Source organism: Actinomyces sp. oral taxon 181 (assembly GCF_018370895.1).
Lineage (GTDB): Bacteria > Actinomycetota > Actinomycetes > Actinomycetales > Actinomycetaceae > Pauljensenia.
Map to the genome: position 1 here is coordinate 62,995 of NZ_JAGYZL010000002.1, position 16,960 is coordinate 79,954.

The following is a 16,960-nucleotide window of genomic DNA, read 5'->3' on the forward strand; positions in this document are numbered from 1 at the left end:
GTGGACCAAAAGTCCACCTCGTCTCACACTACCCCTTATAGCAGGCTTAAAAGCATCTTTTTTCTACAGAATCACTTAGGGAATATGCTTCGCCCATGAATGCAGTCGCTAAACCCAGCCGAGTGTCTTCGCCACCGCCATAGTCGCCGCTAGTAGCGCTTCTCCGCCAGCATTACTTACTGCTTCTGTCACGCACTGACGTACCCATTTCAACGTCCCTGTCACTACAGGTGATGTCGCCTGTTCGCGCCCCTCAGCAGCGTCTTGCAAAGTATCTGCCGCTTCTTGGAGGGAAGAAGCGCGTGGTTCAGACGAATTCTTCGCGTCCTGTCGAAGAGCCGTAACAAGAGCTCGTAGATTATCTCCACTCAACCTCTGCCCAAAAATCACAATCTGCTCTCCACCGACATTGATTGGACCATTAACATCACCGATGGATCCGATGGATATGTTGGGTTGAACTTTTTTGTTCATGGTCAGCTCCCAAGATTTCTGCGTCAATGCCAACGTCACTGGCGGATAGTTCATCAGAATTTCCACCAACCCCAAGCCATATGGCACGTAAATAAGCCCTCGTTGTTTCATCCAACGACAGAGGTAGATCCACTCGGAGTCACTCAGTCCAAAATTCAGCCAATAACTAGGACAGAATCGAATAGGTGCCCCCGTCTCGGAGGCATTCTCAAACAGATCCTCGACGACCAGCCACGACAACTCTTCGCATCGTTCCTCCGTCAGCCAGGGCTGACTGACCGCCCGCCATCGCCACCAACAAATTGCAATAAATGCAACAAAGCAGGCACCGTATAGCCACCACGTAAGAGACATCATTGTCATCCCCTCCACGCCCAACTATCGTAAGCCGCGCTAATTCCTCGAGCGACCTGGCCACTGCCTTATCAGACTCCGTCCACTCAAGCGACTTCCACCGTCGCAAGAGGAATAATTCCACTCAATGCATCCCCCATCGCATCTTCGGCACAGTCAAGCTCGTAGCGCATCTGCAGGTTCATCCAGAACCCCGGGGTTGTGCCGAAGTAGCGGGACAGCCTCATCGCGGTATCCGCCGTGATCCCACGCTTCCCATGGACGATTTCATTGATACGACGAGGCGGAACCCCAATAGCAACAGCAAGCTTGTGCTGCGTAATTCCGAACCCCTCGATGAAGTCCTCCATGAGGACTTCGCCCGGGTGAATCGGAGCAATTTTAGTGGTAGTCAACGATCTCAACCCTTTCTGGACCAGCATCGCTCCACCTGAAGCAGATGCGCCACTGATCATTGATTCGGATACTGTACTGCCCCGCCCGATTACCGCGCAGAAGCTCGAGCCGATTGCCCGGAGGGATCCGGAGGTCCTCCAAACGACACGCAGCGTCGACCTGACGCAACTTGCGCAACGCGACACGCGCGATGCGCGAGTCCAAGGAAGGAACAGATTCCCTCGCAAACAACCGCTCAGTCTGACGATCACCGAACGACTGGATCATGACACAACAATATAACGTAAAACGTTATTAACGCAAGACGTTATTTTTCGACACCCCATCCCACGTTCACCCTTGATTCAAGAACTTACAACAGCAAAACCGGGCCACACTCACGTGCAACCCGGCCACTGCCTCGTTCAAGAACGATTAAACATTAAACCTGAACTCCACGATATCGCCGTCCTGCATAACGTAGTCCTTGCCTTCCATGCGGACCTTACCAGCAGCCTTCGCTGCAGCCATGGAACCGGCCTCAATCAGATCGTCGTATGAGACGATTTCAGCCTTGATGAAGCCCTTTTCGAAGTCCGTGTGGATCACGCCGGCAGCCTTGGGAGCAGTATCGCCCTTGTGAATCGTCCAGGCGCGCGCTTCCTTCTCACCAGCGGTCAGGTAGGTCTGCAGGCCAAGGGTGTCAAAGCCAACGCGTGCGAGCTTGTCCAGACCCGATTCGCTCTGACCGGACTCCGCCAGCATTTCACGCGCGTCGTCCTCGTCCAGCTCAACAAGCTCGGACTCAAACTGCGCGTCCAAGAAGATGGCTTCAGCGGGGGCAACAAGTGAACGCAACTCGTCCTGCAGTTCCTTGTTGTCCATCTCTTCGGCATCCATGTTGAAGACGAAGATGAAGGGCTTAGAGGTCATCAGCTGGAAGGACTTGAGTGCATCCTGATCAAGCTTTGCCCCCGCGGGGCCGCTGAGCAGTTCACCCTTTTCAAGCAGTTCCATTGCCGCGCGCGCAGTTTCCAGCACGATCGCCTCGGTCTTCTTGCCGCGCACTTCCTTTTCCAGACGCGGGATCTGCTTTTCAAGCGTCTGCATGTCGGCCAGGATCAGCTCGGTCTTAATGGTTTCAATATCCGATTCAGGATCGACCTTGCCATCAACGTGCACAACGTCGGGGTCGGAGAAGGCGCGCGTCACCTGGCAAATGGCGTCGGCCTCGCGAATGTTCGCGAGGAACTGGTTACCCAAGCCCTCACCCTCAGACGCACCACGCACAATACCCGCGATATCAACGAAAGAAACGGTCGCGGGAATGATGCGCTGAGAACCGAAGATCTCGGCAAGCTTGTTCAAACGCGCATCGGGAAGCGGAACAACACCCACATTCGGTTCAATGGTTGCGAAGGGATAGTTCGCAGCCAGAACAGTCGCGCGGGTCAGAGCATTAAACAGAGTGGACTTGCCAACGTTGGGCAGGCCGGCGATACCAATAGTTAAAGACACGCCTCTATCCTATCCGACGAGGCCGCACTCCCGTTTGCCCGCACGCACAGAAAGTACGTGAAAAAGCAGGTGAACTTGCGCTCAGCTGGTGTGATCAGGCCCGGCAGTGCGGCGAGCGTGCGGACGAACATCGATCTGTCCGGCCTTCTTCAAATCTGAACGCAGGTCACGGGGAAGCGCGAAGGTCGTTGTTTCCGTCTCAGTTCGGACTTCCTCAACAGTCGGGAAACCACGTTCTTGCAGCCAGGAAATCACATCACGGACAAGGATTTCGGGTACTGACGCGCCCGAGGTCAAGCCCACGGTCTTCGCCCCTGCGAACCATTCTTCCTGAAGTTCTTCGGCCTTATCGATGCGATAGGCAGCGGGAACACCCGATTCGAGCGCGACATCAACCAGACGTACCGAGTTCGAGGAATTCGCAGAACCCACAACAACCATGACATCGACTTGAGGGGCAATGACCTTCACAGCGCCCTGGCGATTTTGCGTTGCGTAGCAAATGTCATCTGAAGGCGGATCAACAAGTTTGGGGAAACGCTGGCGCAAGCGATCAACCGTTTGACGCGTCTCATCAACAGAGAGGGTCGTCTGCGAAATCCACACAACGCGCTCGGGGTCACGAACAACCAGGTTGTCGACTTCTTCAGGCGTTCCAACCACTTGAATGTGTTCGGGAGCTTCACCAAAAGTCCCTTCAACTTCTTCGTGGCCTTCGTGGCCGACCAAGATGATGTCGTAGTCGTCCTTCGCGTAGCGCACGGCCTCTCGGTGGACCTTCGTGACCAGCGGACAGGTCGCATCGATTGTTGCAAGGTGACGCTGGGCTGCAACCGCATGAACTTCAGGTGAAACCCCGTGAGCAGAGAACACCACACGTGCGCCTTCGGGAACCTGATCGGTTTCTTGAACGAAGATCGCGCCACGCTTCGTCAAAGATTCGACGACAAACTTGTTGTGAACGATTTCTTTACGGACATAGACGGGCGCACCGTAAAGATCCAAGGCCTTTTCAACGACATCAACCGCGCGATCAACACCCGCGCAATATCCACGAGGCGCTGCAAGCAGGATCTTCCCACCTTCGGCGTGGGAATCGCTTTCGCTAGTACGAAGGGTGTCGTCATGAGTCATAGATCAACCGTACAGGCCGCCATGTGCATCTGCGAACCATAATTGCTTTTCCTTCCCAGTCTGGACGCAAATGCTCCTGGCCTGTGTCATGCTTATTTCGTGCCAGAGAACATGCCCCCCGCAGCAAAAGCTGCTGATACGACGCGCGAAAACCCGTGGCCGCTGCGCAGACTCACGCAGAACATCAAGATCTACGTTGACCGAATGTCTTCGCTCTGGGTGGAAGGTCAGGTCGTTCAATACAACCCGCGCCCGGGCTCGCGCATGGCATTTTTCACCCTGCGCGACACAGAATCTGACACCTCGATGACCGTTACAGCTTTCCCAAATGTCATTTCTGCCGTTGGCGCAGGATTTGAAGAAGGCGTCAAAGTCGTCACGCGCGTCAAGCCCGTTTTTTGGGAACGCAGCGGAAGCTTGAACCTCCAAGCCGCCGAGGTTCACCTTCAAGGTCTGGGCGATCTATTGGCTCAAATCGAACGCTTGCGTCAAAAACTCGCAGCCGAAGGCCTCTTTGACGAAGAACGTAAGAAACCTCTTCCTTTCCTTCCGCGCGTTATTGGCCTTGTGTGCGGGCGAAATGCAAAGGCAAAAGATGACGTCATTGTGAATGCAAGTGCACGCTGGCCCGCTGCGCGCTTCGAGGTCCGTGAGGTCGCGGTCCAGGGGCAGTACGCGGTGCGCGAAGTCAGCGATGCCATTGCCGAGCTCGATCAAATCCCTGAAGTTGACGTGATTGTTGTTGCTCGAGGCGGCGGTTCCGTTGAGGATCTTCTACCCTTCTCTGACGAGGCCTTGGTACGTGCCGCTGCAGCCGCCTCCACTCCCCTGGTGTCGGCAATCGGGCATGAAGGCGATGCGCCACTTTTGGATTACGTGGCCGACTTCCGCGCATCGACCCCGACGGATGCAGCCAGACGCATTGTTCCTGACCTTGCCCAAGAACTTGAAGGTTTGGCTGGCGCTTCTCAAGCAATGCGCAATGCGATCGAGCGCAGACTGACACAAGAACGTCATCATTTAGATCTTGTTGTTTCGCGTCCCATCTTCCTCACGCCGGCAGCAACATTGGAACCTCATCGCGTTCTCATTGATTCAGCGGTGACAAATCTGCGTTCCCGGATAGAGCGACGGCTGAGCGAGGAGCGCCAGGGAATCGTTCAGGCCTCGGCAACCCTGCGCGCTCTTTCACCACAGGCCACTTTGGAACGCGGCTATTCCATGCTCAAGCTTCCCTCTGGCGAATTGGTTCGCGATGCCTCGCAAGTACCTAAAGGCACCCTGGTCGAAGGCATCCTTGCCTCAGGCCGCTTGGTTGCCCAAGTCGTTGGCTCCACTCAAGCAACAAATAGCGCAGCACCGGCGAACGAATAACTCTCCCACTTTCTCACCAAAACACCCACCCGACTTGGAGGATCACATGGCAGAAAATACACTCCCGGCACCGGAATCTCTGTCGTATGAAGCAGCACGCGATGAATTAATCACCATCGTAAAGATGCTGGAAAGCGGACAGGCACCCCTAGAAGACACTCTTGCCATGTGGGAACGCGGCGAAGCCCTTGCCACCCGTTGCCGTTCGATTTTGGACGCGGCGACACAACGGATGGAACAGGGAACAGAAAATTAATTCTCCGTCGCTCAGGCCCCCAGAGATTGGTTAGACTGAGAACGTCAATTGTTCGAGGAAACCAGCCGAAGTGGTCTGGAAACAGGAGGAAACATGGACCTCGCAACCGACCCCCACATCCTCTCCATCGGAGAAGCCCTGATGGATATCGTGGTCCCCGCAGATAGCCCTATCCCGGCTGCCGAAATCCCCGGGGGCTCACCGGCAAACGTCGCAATGACGCTCGGACGCTTGGGCCGTAACGTTGGCCTGCAAACGTGGCTGGCACACGATGAACGCGGCGACATCCTCGAAGAACACTTCACGGCCTCCCACGTTGTCATCACCGAGGAATCCTTCGGTGCTGATCACACACCGACCGCACTCGCAAAGCTCAACGAAAAGGGCGCGGCAACCTACACCTTCGATCTCGATTGGTGTCCAAATAGCCCCATCGCCGTATCCACTCAGGCTCGAATCGTCCACTCCGGTTCCATTGCTGCAGTGATCGAACCCGGCGCACACGCCGTTTTGGATGCAATGGTCACTGCACGCCAGCACGCCATCATTACTTATGATCCCAATGCTCGCCCCGCGCTCATGGGAACGCCTGAAGAAGCATTGGCCACCGTCAACAAGTTCATTGGTATCTCCGATGTCGTCAAGGTTTCCGACGAAGATATCGCTTGGCTCACCAACGGGCGCGAGATTGACGATGTAGTGCGCGATTGGCTCACCGCAGGTCCCTCGCTCATCGTTGTGACAAAGGGCAAGGACGGCGCAGCGGCATTCACCTCGAGTGGTGTTCGCCGTTCTATCCCCGCCGGAGATGTCAAGGTCGAAGACACCGTTGGTGCAGGCGATTCCTTCATGGGAGGTCTGATCGACGCCCTGTGGTCACTCGGCCTAGTGGGTGCCATGTCGCGTCCGGCTCTGCGTGATTTGGATGCCTCAAAGGTCGACTTCATCTTGGAGCGCGCAGCAACAATTGGCGATATTACGGTCTCTCGTGCGGGCGCGAACCCACCGTGGCTCTCTGAACTCGCTGAGTTCCTAGCCTGAGGCGCTTCAATGCTAAGACGTTGAAAGACACAGGGGGCGCGTATAAAAAGATCCGCGCCCCCCACGCTGTACCAAGCTGAAGCCTTCACACAGGGAACTACTTCCCCATCCGCCGCTCTCTTTGAGCGTAGGCACGAAGCGCGCGAAGGAAATCAATCTTCCTAAAGTCAGGCCAATAGGTTTCGCAAAAATAAAACTCAGAATGTGCAGACTGCCAAATCATGAAGCCTGACAGCCGCTGTTCGCCAGAGGTTCGAATAACAAGATCCGGATCGGGTTGATCACCGGTATACAGGTGCTCGGCAATGTCCGAATCCTTCAAACGCGAAGCAAGTTCTTCAAGACTCTCACCCCGCTGCCCAGCGTCACGGATCACCTCACGCACGGCCTCGACAATCTCATGACGACCGCCGTAGCCAACCGCAATGTTGACACTCAAAGCGCTCTTTGAGGGACTTTCCTGAGCAGCCTGTCGAAGAGAATTGGCGATATCTTCAGGAAGCAGTCGCAGGTCACCAACAATTCGCAGGTGCCACTTACCGGCCTGGCTCAATGCCGAAACAGCCTGAGAAATAATCGCGAGCAGCTCAGAGAGCTCATCGCTTTGGCGAGATAGATTATCTGTCGAAAGCATCCACAAGGTGACGATTTCAACGCCGACTTCTTCGGCCCAACCCAAGAATTCGGTGATTTTCCCTGCACCAACACGGTGTCCCTGGGAGGCGGTGAAGCCAATCGATTTGGCCCAGCGACGATTCCCATCCAAAATTACGCCGACGTGGCGAGGAATTGGACGCCCCAACAAAGACGCACGAAGGCGCTTTTCATAAACGTCGTAAAGCACATTCCACTGTGACACTGCTAAACCCTCCCACGCGTGAGCGCGTCAACATGGGTTAAGAGTATCGCGAATATGACGCTCATCGCATATTTGTTCCTCATGCAAACATCGAGTTTAACTGTTCACAATCAGCGGAAGACTGCTGCCTTTCCCTTTAAATTGGCGTACCCTACGGTGTAGTAAGTTACGCATGCGTAGGTTGATCTTTCGTGGAGGCACTCATGAAAATCGCTTCCCTCAAACCCACCCAGTGGTTTCCCGGACAGAATGTATCGGTTAAGCCCCACCTGCGGGGTTGGATTCACCTTGTCGCGGCTCCACTGTCTTTGGCGGCCTCGATTGTCCTCACCTGCCTTGCGCCCACCGGCGCAACCAAAGGCGGGTCCGCAATCTACCTTGCGGCCTCGTTGATTCTCTTTGGAATCTCTGCGCTCTACCACCGCTTTTATTGGTCCCCGCGCTGGGAAATCGTGTGGAACCGCCTTGACCACTCAAACATCTTCCTTCTGATCGCAGGCACATACACCCCCCTTTCCATCGCGATCCTCCCACGTGACCAAGCAGTGACAATCTTGTCCATCGTCTGGGGAGGGGCACTCCTGGGGATCTTGCTCAACCTGTTTTGGCCAACCGCACCGCGCTGGCTGGCAACACTGATCTACGTCGCTCTGGGATGGGTTGCTCTCTGGTATCTGCCACAGTTTTGGTCCTTGGGTGGCGCTGTGATCGTGTGGTTGCTTCTTGCAGGCGGAATTTTGTACACAATCGGCGCAGTAGTCTACGCGACAAAGAAGCCAGACCTTTCACCGCGTTGGTTTGGCTTCCATGAGATCTTCCACCTGTGCACCGTGCTTGCGTGGGCATGCCACTGCGTGGCCGTGTATCTCGCTGTCTTGTAATTCTTTTTCCACAGATAGCGCAAATGCGCCCGCACCGCCTTTAAGGCTGGTAGGCTGTCAAATCTGTAGAGTCAAAGAACACGTCGATACTTATCGACACATGTCGGAGGCAAAGTAATGGCTGATACCCAGTGGCTGACCCAAGCCCAGTATGACAAGCTCCAGGCGGAGCTGACGGAGCGCGTCGAGGTACGCCGCCCCGAAATTGCGCGTCTTATTGACGCTGCACGCCAAGAAGGCGATCTGCGCGAGAACGGCGGTTACCACGCTGCGCGCAACGAACAGTCCTTGAATGAGACTCGCATTCAGAGCTTGGAAGAGATGCTCCGTAATGCGCAGGTCGGCGAAACTCCTGCAGATGACGGCATTGTTGAGCCCGGAATGGTTGTGACCGCCATGGTTGCTGGCCGTGAACAGAAGTTCCTTCTGGGTTCACGTGACGCCGGCGGCGACCTTGGTGTGCAGGTCTTCTCCGCGCAGGCTCCACTGGGCGCCGCAGTCATCGGACACCGCAAGGGCGACACCCTGACCTACGAGGCCCCCAATGGCCGTGAGATCACCGTTGAGATCTTGGACGCGAAGCCTTTCGTTGGCTGAGTAAACCCAAACGTACTGTGGGGCCCAGAGTTAGTCTCTGGGCCCCACAGCTTTATGTATTCAATCAGAACAACGCGCTCACACAAGGTCGTATCGCGCTATTCGTTCTCTTCTTCATTCGTCTGAGAGCTCTCTGCGATTTCTTCGGCGACACGCGTCCCTACAGTATCGCCCGGCTCTACACTTCCGGCAGTAACCATACGTTCACTGAGCTCTTCATCCACAGCATAGGTGTGTGCATCAACTTCATCCCCTGCAAGGAGCGGAAGATCTTCCCCATAGGAATGAGCGATCATCGCATCGAGGGTTCCGGGAGCGCCTCCGGGACGGTCCATCTTCGTCGCCAATGATGGCTCAGGATCATGGCCATGCAGGTACAGGACCACTGAGTTAATGAAGGCAATCACAGGAATACAGAAGATTGCACCGGTAATTCCAGCAACCATCGACCCCGCCGTCACGCCGAGCAAAACAACCAAGGGGTGCAAGGACACTGCATTGGACATCAGAAGAGGCTGCAGGAGGTTCCCCTCAACTTGCTGGACGACCGCAATAATCACCAGCATGATCAAACCAACGGTAAATCCTTGATCAACCACCGCGACGAGGACAGCAATAATGCCCGAGAACAGTGAGCCAAGAATCGGAATAAAGGAACCGAAGAAGACCAAAACGACAATCGGAATGACCAATGGAACGCCGAGGAAGTAAGCACCAATACCGATACTCAGAGCATCAATCGCGGCGACCTGCATCTGTCCAACGACGTAGCCACCCATCGACGCCCAACCGCGGATTGCGGCCTCGTGAACGGGTTCGCGCGCGCCCTTGGGAAGCAGACGGACGCACCAGACCCAGATCTCACGTCCATCCTTGAGGAAGAAGAAAAGACAGAAGAGCGCAATTACCGAGCCGGTGGCCAATGAAATTGCTGAAGAGGTGGCGTTGAAGGCACCAAAAACCAAAGTCTGGGCATGGGATTGGACCCAGGTGACAACCTCGGATTGGAGGTTTTGAAGATGGGAATCAATGGTTGAGGTATCAAGCCCCATGGGGTTAGTCCGCAACCAGGTTAAAAGCGCGGATACGCCTTCATTCGCGCGTGTCAGCAGCGATGGAACCTGGTTCAAAATCTGAACGCCAGCCGTCGACAGCGCCGCACCAACGACGAGCAAAGTTGCAAGTAAACCACTGAGAGCAGCCAGAGCCTGCGGGAAATGCAGCTTTCGGTGCAGCCACGACACCAAAGGACTCAAGAAGACTGCCAAGAGCATTGCAACGGCGACGGGGACAACAATTCCATAGACAAAGGTCATCCCAAACACGAGCAGCCCAACGGCAGCCGCAACGATAATCGCTCGCCACGCAACCGCAGCGCCCACGCGCAAGGACCAGGGAACAGCCTCGGCAGCATCACGAGGCGAAGCGTCGCTGGCAGCAGAAGCAGGGGCTTTCTCGGGGGCCGAGGACTGAACTGCGCGCCGCTGATCGCTCACGCGGCGTCGCAGCCCATCCAGGGATTTAAAAAGCGACGAGGCAAGGCCTGAGCTCCCCGCGCTTTCCTCGCCACGCTCCCGATCCGGTTGCTGGGAAGAACTGTGAGTACGCGGTGTTTCGTTCTCGCTCATACCTTGCCTTGTCTATCGTTCACAATCAGGAGACACCGAGGATGTCGGTGACAAAGACTAGCGTATCGCCGCCGCGGATTCCCGCCTGGGGAACACCACGGGAACCGTAGCCATAATCGGAAGGAATTGACAGCAGAACGCGAGATCCAACTCGCTGTCCGATCAGTCCTTCATCCCAGCCGCGGATTACCATGCCGACGCCGATTTGGAAGCTCAGGGGTGCGCCGCGATCATAGGAATTATCGAAAACATTGCCATCCCATACCTGACCCAGGTAGTGGCAGTGGATCGTATCGCCGGGTTCAACAACCTGGCCATCGCCCTCATGAAGAACCTCAACCAGCAGTTCATCACTTGGGGTTGAATCGGTAAATTCCAGAGCGGGCTTGCGGCCGAATTCGCCGCTGACGTTCACGTTTTCCATGGTTCCTCCTTGGGGAATCACAGTGGGAAAAATGGTAACGCTCTAGTTAAACATTCCCAGAACCCAGGCGCGCGAGATAGGCCACGCGTTCCCTAAATTGCACAAATGTTCCTAGCGATCAACCCGGATTCACTGGAGAGACGGGCATATTCAGACTCGTAGGACGCATTCGGTAAGCGGCGGAAAAATGCACTGCGCATAGGAAAGGAGCCGCCTCTATTCGAGAGCGGCCCCTTTCAAACGTCAAACGTCAAACAAGTTTATCGACGATTCAGAATTGCGAGGATGCGCAGAATCTCCATGTACATCCAGACAACCGTCACCATGATGCCAAACGCGCAGTACCACGCGAACTTTGCGGGAGCGCCTCGTTCAACGCCCTGTTTCACGGTATCGAAATCACTAATGAGGCTCATCGCAGCAAGGAAAACGGCAACCACTGAGACGACAATTCCCAGCGGAATACCCATGATGTACATCGAATCAATTGGTGCCATCAAGCCAAAGGCAACCAGCACTGCATTCGCAAGGCGGGTGATCAGCAAACCGAAGATGCCAATCAGCGTGAACTTCATGAGCTTGGGCGAGTTACGAACCTTACCGGAGGCAAAAAGCACCAGCGTCAGGCCGGTAACCACAACGGTTGCGATAAATGCCTGAGCGACGATACCCGGGTATTCCATTTCCATAACGGCCGAAACAGCACCCAGCGTGAGTCCTTCAGCAAAGGCGTAGGCAATGATCAGTGCGGGACGGATGGTCTTGGAGAAGCTATTGACCATAGCAAGAATGAAGGCAACCACGCCGCCAATAACGGCAAGACCGAGTCCCAGAAGCGGACTTGTCAGCGTCAGAATCCATGCCGGGGCAGCGCCCAAAAGCAGGACTAGGAAAGTAATCCCCGTCTTGATCAGCGCATCATCGTAGGTCATGCGACCGCGATCAACGGCATCTGCAGAGGGCGCCTGGTATGCGGCTTGCATATCGGCGTAGGCCGAAGGATCAACCGCCGGGGCCCCGCTTGGCGCACCGTAGGGGTTCTGCGCAGAAGTTTGCGCCGAGGCCTGTTGCTGAGCATAGGGGTAGCGCTGCGGGTCCAGCACCGCTGTTCCAGAAGGCTGAGCATTCGTTGGTTGATAGCCGGGCATTGTCGGGTAGCCAGCGGGAGTCGAATCAGCGCGCGACCAATCGCGCTCCATCTTTGAGAACACGGGGTTTGACATGTCAGCTTCCTTTCCCTCGGTTCCTGTTCTAATGAGTACCCCCAGTCGGACTCGAACCGACAACACACCGATTTTAAGTCGGTTGCCTCTGCCAATTGGGCTATGGGGGCACAGCCCACTATCGACGATTAAGCATCGAAAGTGCGATACCGTCAAGGATATCGTGTTCTGAGACTAACGCGCCCGAGATTTCGTGCCCGCTACTCTCACAGCGAAGAGTTACTCGATCCATGACGCGTTTCCAAATGAGCGCTCCGCCTGCAATAACGTCAGCGCGCCCCTCAGGCATAAAGCCCAGAGCCGCCTTCACAGCAAGAGGTTGCTCAAGCATAAAACGCACGGAGGAATCGGTCGCCTCGTGGCTCAAGAAAGCGCCATCAATCTTTTCGGGCTGGTAGGAGTTCAAACCCAAAGCGTGAGCAGCAATCGTTGTGATGGTGCCGGCGACACCAACAACGGCGCGGACTGAAGAAAAATCAACGACCTCCTCGGCCTCGTCAAGGCGAGCATCAATCCACTCACTTGCCTGCGCCTGCACCCCGTCGGGAATCGGTTGGTCGCTCGCGCAAGACGCAAAGAACTTCTCCGTCACGCGGACTGAGCCCATATCCGCCGAATAAGCCTCGGTCACTCCCTTTCCCAGAGTTCCCACGACCATTTCGGTCGAACCTCCACCGATATCAACGACAAGTACCTTGCCACGTTCTTGTCCAACGACGCCGCTGGCTGCACCAGCAAAGGACAGCGCGGCTTCCTCGGTTCCGGGGACGACCTCGGGATAAACGCCCAGAATTTCCTTCACAGGTTCAATGAATTCATCGCGGTTTTCCGCATCGCGCATTGCCGAGGTTGCGACAAAACGAATCTCTTCGGCTTCCAGATTGTCAATCATTCGCTTGTACTCGCGCACTGCGGTCAGTGTCCGCTCGATCGCCTCGGGAGCCAGTCGTCCCGTACGATCAACGCCCTGTCCAAGGCGCACAATGCGCATCTGGCGCGTCAGATCGCTCAGCGCAATGGCATTACCCTTGAGCACGCCATCGGCCACTAGAAGTCGAATTGAGTTTGTTCCACAGTCAATTGCCGCTACCCGCGTCATGATCTCATTCTTTCTTACTCGTGTTGTCAGTCAGCAGGTGCAGACGGCCGGGTCCCAAAGGCCGCGCTCGCGCATCATATCCAGCGCGCGGTCCCCGATGGGATTCACGCCCCTCCCAGCAGCCAAGGCGTGTCCAACCAGAGCGTGCAGACATTTGACGCGGGTTGGCATTCCGCCAGCAGAAACTCCATGAATTTCAGGCACATCAAGTTTCAACTGCGCGCCCAAGTCCTCGCGCGCTGCGATGTAGGCCTGATGGGCATGCTGGTAGGCCGCACGCAGTTCCTCGTCTTCGGCAAGGTCCTGATTGAATTCCTCCATCACCTTGGCTGCTTCCAAGGTCGAGCACGCACGGACAGCGCCGGGGCTGGTCAGGTAGAAAGTCGTGGGGAAAGGCGTGCCGTCCTCAAGACGAGGCGCGGTTGCCACAACCGTGGGTTTTCCACACGTGCATCGGGCTGCAATCCCAACAACGCCACGCGGAACACGTCCCAATTGTTCTTCAAGGACCTGAAGATCGGCGTCGCTCGCCGGCGTAATGGCGCTCATCATTCCTCACCTTTCGAATGAACCCGGTTTATTTTACTCGATCGCTCGCATATGACGGCAGTAAGCCCAATGAAAAAAGACACGAAACCGGCCGCTACCTGCACAGGTTATGCGGGATGAAAATGCCCACTATGCGAGGCCTCACTCTCAGCGTGAGCGTTGAAGAGGAAGTTAGTTTCCTGACCCCTGTGAGCTTGGAGTTTGCGAGGCGCCGCTCCCCTGCCCCGTACCCGCCGTTTCGCTGGGCTGCGGGGTCTCACTGGGAGAGGGCGAAGAATTGCCCCCCGTAGTCTGAGCGGTTTGAATATTCCCCGTTGGGTGATCTGCCTCTTCAACGGTGAGTGAAAGAACTTGGATCCACGGGCGAGCCGGTCCTGCTTCACGCGCGGCAGCAACCTGAGCCTGATCCTGGTAGTCCTTGCCGGGATCAAGAACCGAATACTGAGTTTCTCCGGGTTTGACGTAGCCCAAACGCTCTCGCGCCTGAGAAGCAATGTATTGCGGATTCGACCAAAGTTGAAGTTGCTGACGTTTGGCTTCGTTATCGGCTTGCGTCTGCTGAACCTTGTTTTTGATCGCAGACAGTTCGCGTTCTTGGCTCCACAGCTGCATAAATGAGGGAACCAGAAGAAGGGCAAGGAGCGCACCCAAAAGAAGAAGGCCCAAGATCCTCAAAGAGATCTCGATTCCGCCGAAGGACAGGGAGGCAGGGCGCTGCGCTGTTGCCGGAGCAGAAGAACGCGTCCGGACCGTTCTTTCTTTCTTCCTTCCGCCTTGCGGGCGAGAAGAACTCGCTGAAGTTGAGGCTTGCGAGCCTGCCGCAGAAGAACGCAGAGGATTTCGACTTCCTTGCCGAGGCCGCCGCTGCGCATCGGGCTCAGAGACACTACGCCGCCTACGGGCGCCTGGAACGACCGGTCGTCCCTTTCTCGGTTTCTGAGCCATGTCCCTATGGTGCCTTACAACGGGCAGTCGGGTCGACTCTAAAACTCGCGTGGTAACAAATGAGGGGCGGATCGCAAAAAGAAGGGTGGGTGACGATTTCTCGTCACCCACCCTTTTTCACGCTTCTAGGAGCGTGTCAGTGCGTTCTTCTCAGAAGGAAGCGCGGGGGAAGGAGGAACGACCCGCGTACACTGCTGCATCGTCGAGATCCTCTTCAATGCGCAGGAGCTGGTTGTACTTCGCCACGCGCTCGGAACGAGCGGGAGCACCGGTCTTGATCTGGCCGGAGTTGGTGGCAACTGCGAGGTCAGCAATGGTGGTGTCCTCGGTCTCGCCGGAACGGTGAGAGGTCATGGTGCGGTAACCATTGCGGTGTGCCTCTTCCACGGCGTCCAGGGTCTCGGTCAGCGAACCGATCTGGTTCACCTTGACCAGCAGGGCGTTTGCTGCGTGCAGCTCGATGCCCTTGCGCAGACGCTCGGGGTTGGTGACGAAGAGGTCGTCGCCAACGAGCTGGACGCGGTTGCCAATTTCTGCGGTAAGAGCGGTCCATGCGTCCCATTCGTCTTCCGACAACGGGTCTTCGATGGAGACCAGCGGGTAGTCACGGATGAGCTTCTCGTAGTAGGAGACCATGTAGTCGGTCGAACGGCCTTCGCCTTCGAACTGGTACAGGCCATCCTTGAAGAACTCAGAGGAAGCAACGTCCAGTGCGAGTGCAACATCGGTGCCGGGCTTGAAGCCGGCCTTCTCGATGGCCTCGATGATCAGGTCCAGCGCAGCGGCGTTGGAGGAGAGGTTCGGCGCAAAGCCACCCTCGTCGCCCAGGCCGGTGGACAGACCGCGTTCCTTGATGACTGCCTTGAGGGTGTGGTAGACCTCGGCGCCCCAGCGGAGGGCTTCACGGAAGGTCGGGGCACCCAGAGGAGCAATCATGAACTCCTGGATGTCAACGTTGGTGTCCGCGTGAGAACCACCGTTGAGGATGTTCATCATGGGAACGGGGAGGATGTGAGCGTTGGGGCCACCCAGGTAACGGTACAGGGGCAGGCCTGCGGACTCAGCTGCAGCCTTTGCAACAGCAAGGGAGACACCGAGAATTGCATTGGCGCCGAGCTTGCCCTTGTTCGGGGTGCCGTCCAGCTCGATCATGATCTCGTCGATACGGCGCTGATCAGATGCGTCTTCGTCAATGATTTCAGGGGCGATGATCTCGTTCACAGCGTCAACGGCGTCTTGAACGCCCTTACCCTGGTAACGGCCCTTGTCGCCATCACGACGCTCAACGGCCTCGAATGCACCGGTGGATGCACCAGAGGGAACTGCTGCGCGCTCAAAGGTGCCGTCTTCAAGGACGACCTCAACCTCGACGGTGGGGTTACCGCGGGAATCAAGGATCTCGCGAGCTCCGATTGCTTCAATGCTTGCCACGTTAATTCTCCAATCGATTAACTACGTGACTACTGTCGTGTCTAACGCTAGTACATTCGGCGCTCAAGCAGAACTGCTACACCCATGCACCACTGCATATTCATGACGGCATTCGTGCGTTATTTGGCGAAAATTAGACATAGGTCCCCATAAATGCCGTATCGCCCACCCTCTCGGGTGGGCGATACATCACATTTAGACGATCGATCAGTCTTGGTCGAGCTACTGCTGCGCTCCACTATTGGCGCGGATAACATCACCAAAAACACCTTGAGTCAGCGAACCGCTTTGTGCATCCAAGGTGCCGTACCGGGGATTGATTTCAACCTTGGTTGTTTGAATCGTATTCGCCAATTCCGCATTCACCTGGGCCAATTGCTGTTGAGACATCCCGGAGGAACGCAGCTTCTGCTGGGCGATCGAGTTCTTAATGATGGTCTTCAGCAATGAGCTGGGATTCGTAATGGGCGTGCTCTTCCCACCACGCTGAACAACTTCTTGTCCCATTTCAGCAAGGCTGTCAGTGATTTCCTGGTCAGAGACCGTGATGCCGTTCTTCTCGGCAAGTTTGCCGATGGCCAGGTTCTGGTTCAGAGTCGGAAGCAACTGTGAGGCATCAACATCTTGACCAAGCAGCCCACTGAGCTGCTGGCTGGTCAAGCTCACATCGGCTTCACTGATACGCGTATCTCCAACGATTGCGGCAGTTCCCGGGTGAGCAGAGCAAGCTCCGAGTCCCAAACCACACACGGCAAGAAGGATCGCGGCCTTTGATGCGCGCGCACGTGAAACCATGAA

The 16,960-nt window shown here is 56.1% G+C and carries 19 protein-coding genes and 1 tRNA gene; 5 read left to right on the forward strand and 15 right to left on the reverse strand.

All coding sequences use genetic code 11. The features are described from left to right. Positions 1–108: 108 nt before the first annotated feature. The 5 genes from KHW85_RS01195 to KHW85_RS01215 all read right to left on the reverse strand — a co-directional run bounded on the left by KHW85_RS01195 (position 109) and on the right by KHW85_RS01215 (position 3,855). Positions 109–831: a hypothetical protein gene (locus KHW85_RS01195; protein WP_291458452.1), complete on the reverse strand. Its 723-nt coding sequence runs from the start codon at positions 829–831 to the stop codon at positions 109–111. Between the two features lie 83 nt (positions 832–914). Next, positions 915–1,250, reverse strand: coding sequence for a HigA family addiction module antitoxin (locus KHW85_RS01200; RefSeq protein WP_366494486.1), 336 nt, complete (start codon positions 1,248–1,250; stop codon positions 915–917). After that, positions 1,210–1,491 carry a type II toxin-antitoxin system RelE/ParE family toxin gene (locus KHW85_RS01205; protein WP_291458454.1) on the reverse strand — a complete coding sequence of 94 codons (282 nt, stop codon included), beginning with the start codon at positions 1,489–1,491 and terminating at the stop codon, positions 1,210–1,212. Before KHW85_RS01205 ends, KHW85_RS01200 begins: the two co-directional genes overlap by 41 nt. A 147-nt stretch (positions 1,492–1,638) precedes the next feature. Further along, positions 1,639–2,721, reverse strand: coding sequence for a redox-regulated ATPase YchF (ychF, locus tag KHW85_RS01210; protein WP_048714130.1), 1,083 nt, complete (start codon positions 2,719–2,721; stop codon positions 1,639–1,641). Positions 2,722–2,802: 81 nt separating this feature from the next. Continuing rightward, positions 2,803–3,855, reverse strand: coding sequence for a 4-hydroxy-3-methylbut-2-enyl diphosphate reductase (locus KHW85_RS01215; protein WP_291458455.1), 1,053 nt, complete (start codon positions 3,853–3,855; stop codon positions 2,803–2,805). 111 nt (positions 3,856–3,966) lie between these two features. Between KHW85_RS01215 and xseA the strand changes: the two genes are divergently transcribed. The 3 genes from xseA to KHW85_RS01230 all read left to right on the forward strand — a co-directional run bounded on the left by xseA (position 3,967) and on the right by KHW85_RS01230 (position 6,526). Further along, positions 3,967–5,229: an exodeoxyribonuclease VII large subunit gene (gene xseA / locus KHW85_RS01220; protein WP_291458559.1), complete on the forward strand. Its 1,263-nt coding sequence runs from the start codon at positions 3,967–3,969 to the stop codon at positions 5,227–5,229. 46 nt (positions 5,230–5,275) lie between these two features. Next, entirely contained in the window at positions 5,276–5,485 is a 210-nt protein-coding gene (locus tag KHW85_RS01225) for an exodeoxyribonuclease VII small subunit (protein ID WP_291458456.1), read from the forward strand. Between the two features lie 93 nt (positions 5,486–5,578). Continuing rightward, on the forward strand, positions 5,579–6,526 hold the full coding sequence (locus KHW85_RS01230; RefSeq protein ID WP_291458457.1) for a carbohydrate kinase: 948 nt from the start codon (positions 5,579–5,581) through the stop codon (positions 6,524–6,526). 97 nt (positions 6,527–6,623) lie between these two features. On the opposite strand, the gene KHW85_RS01235 is transcribed toward KHW85_RS01230, so the two are convergent. After that, a complete protein-coding gene (locus tag KHW85_RS01235) occupies positions 6,624–7,385 on the reverse strand; it encodes an isoprenyl transferase (protein ID WP_019126418.1) in 762 nt (253 codons plus the stop codon). 203 nt (positions 7,386–7,588) lie between these two features. On the opposite strand from KHW85_RS01235, the gene KHW85_RS01240 reads away from it, so the two are divergent. Beyond that, on the forward strand, positions 7,589–8,266 hold the full coding sequence (locus KHW85_RS01240) for a hemolysin III family protein (RefSeq protein WP_291458459.1): 678 nt from the start codon (positions 7,589–7,591) through the stop codon (positions 8,264–8,266). A gap of 117 nt (positions 8,267–8,383) precedes the next feature. Beyond that, positions 8,384–8,863, forward strand: coding sequence for a transcription elongation factor GreA (greA, locus tag KHW85_RS01245; protein WP_291458460.1), 480 nt, complete (start codon positions 8,384–8,386; stop codon positions 8,861–8,863). 98 nt (positions 8,864–8,961) lie between these two features. Here the strand turns inward: greA and KHW85_RS01250 are convergent, their stop codons facing one another. The 9 genes from KHW85_RS01250 to KHW85_RS01290 form a co-directional block, all read right to left on the reverse strand. Further along, positions 8,962–10,491, reverse strand: coding sequence for an AI-2E family transporter (locus KHW85_RS01250; protein ID WP_291458461.1), 1,530 nt, complete (start codon positions 10,489–10,491; stop codon positions 8,962–8,964). 25 nt (positions 10,492–10,516) lie between these two features. Then, positions 10,517–10,915, reverse strand: coding sequence for an FKBP-type peptidyl-prolyl cis-trans isomerase (locus KHW85_RS01255; RefSeq protein ID WP_291458462.1), 399 nt, complete (start codon positions 10,913–10,915; stop codon positions 10,517–10,519). A 260-nt stretch (positions 10,916–11,175) separates the two neighbouring features. Next, the gene (locus tag KHW85_RS01260; RefSeq protein WP_291458464.1) at positions 11,176–12,138 is read right to left on the reverse strand and encodes a Bax inhibitor-1/YccA family protein; all 963 of its coding nucleotides are present in this window, start codon (positions 12,136–12,138) and stop codon (positions 11,176–11,178) included. Between the two features lie 36 nt (positions 12,139–12,174). Further along, positions 12,175–12,248 (reverse strand) — tRNA-Leu (locus KHW85_RS01265). A gap of 8 nt (positions 12,249–12,256) precedes the next feature. Further along, a complete protein-coding gene (locus KHW85_RS01270; protein WP_291458465.1) occupies positions 12,257–13,237 on the reverse strand; it encodes a Ppx/GppA phosphatase family protein in 981 nt (326 codons plus the stop codon). 30 nt (positions 13,238–13,267) lie between these two features. Continuing rightward, positions 13,268–13,786, reverse strand: a complete 519-nt coding sequence (locus KHW85_RS01275; protein ID WP_291458466.1) for a DUF501 domain-containing protein — start codon at positions 13,784–13,786, stop codon at positions 13,268–13,270. Between the two features lie 171 nt (positions 13,787–13,957). Then, a complete protein-coding gene (locus KHW85_RS01280) occupies positions 13,958–14,731 on the reverse strand; it encodes a septum formation initiator family protein (protein ID WP_291458467.1) in 774 nt (257 codons plus the stop codon). A 150-nt stretch (positions 14,732–14,881) separates the two neighbouring features. After that, complete coding sequence (gene eno / locus KHW85_RS01285) at positions 14,882–16,162, reverse strand: phosphopyruvate hydratase (protein WP_178705348.1); 1,281 nt, start codon at positions 16,160–16,162, stop codon at positions 14,882–14,884. A 222-nt stretch (positions 16,163–16,384) separates the two neighbouring features. Continuing rightward, on the reverse strand, positions 16,385–16,957 hold the full coding sequence (locus tag KHW85_RS01290; RefSeq protein ID WP_178705351.1) for a hypothetical protein: 573 nt from the start codon (positions 16,955–16,957) through the stop codon (positions 16,385–16,387). Positions 16,958–16,960 lie beyond the last annotated feature (3 nt).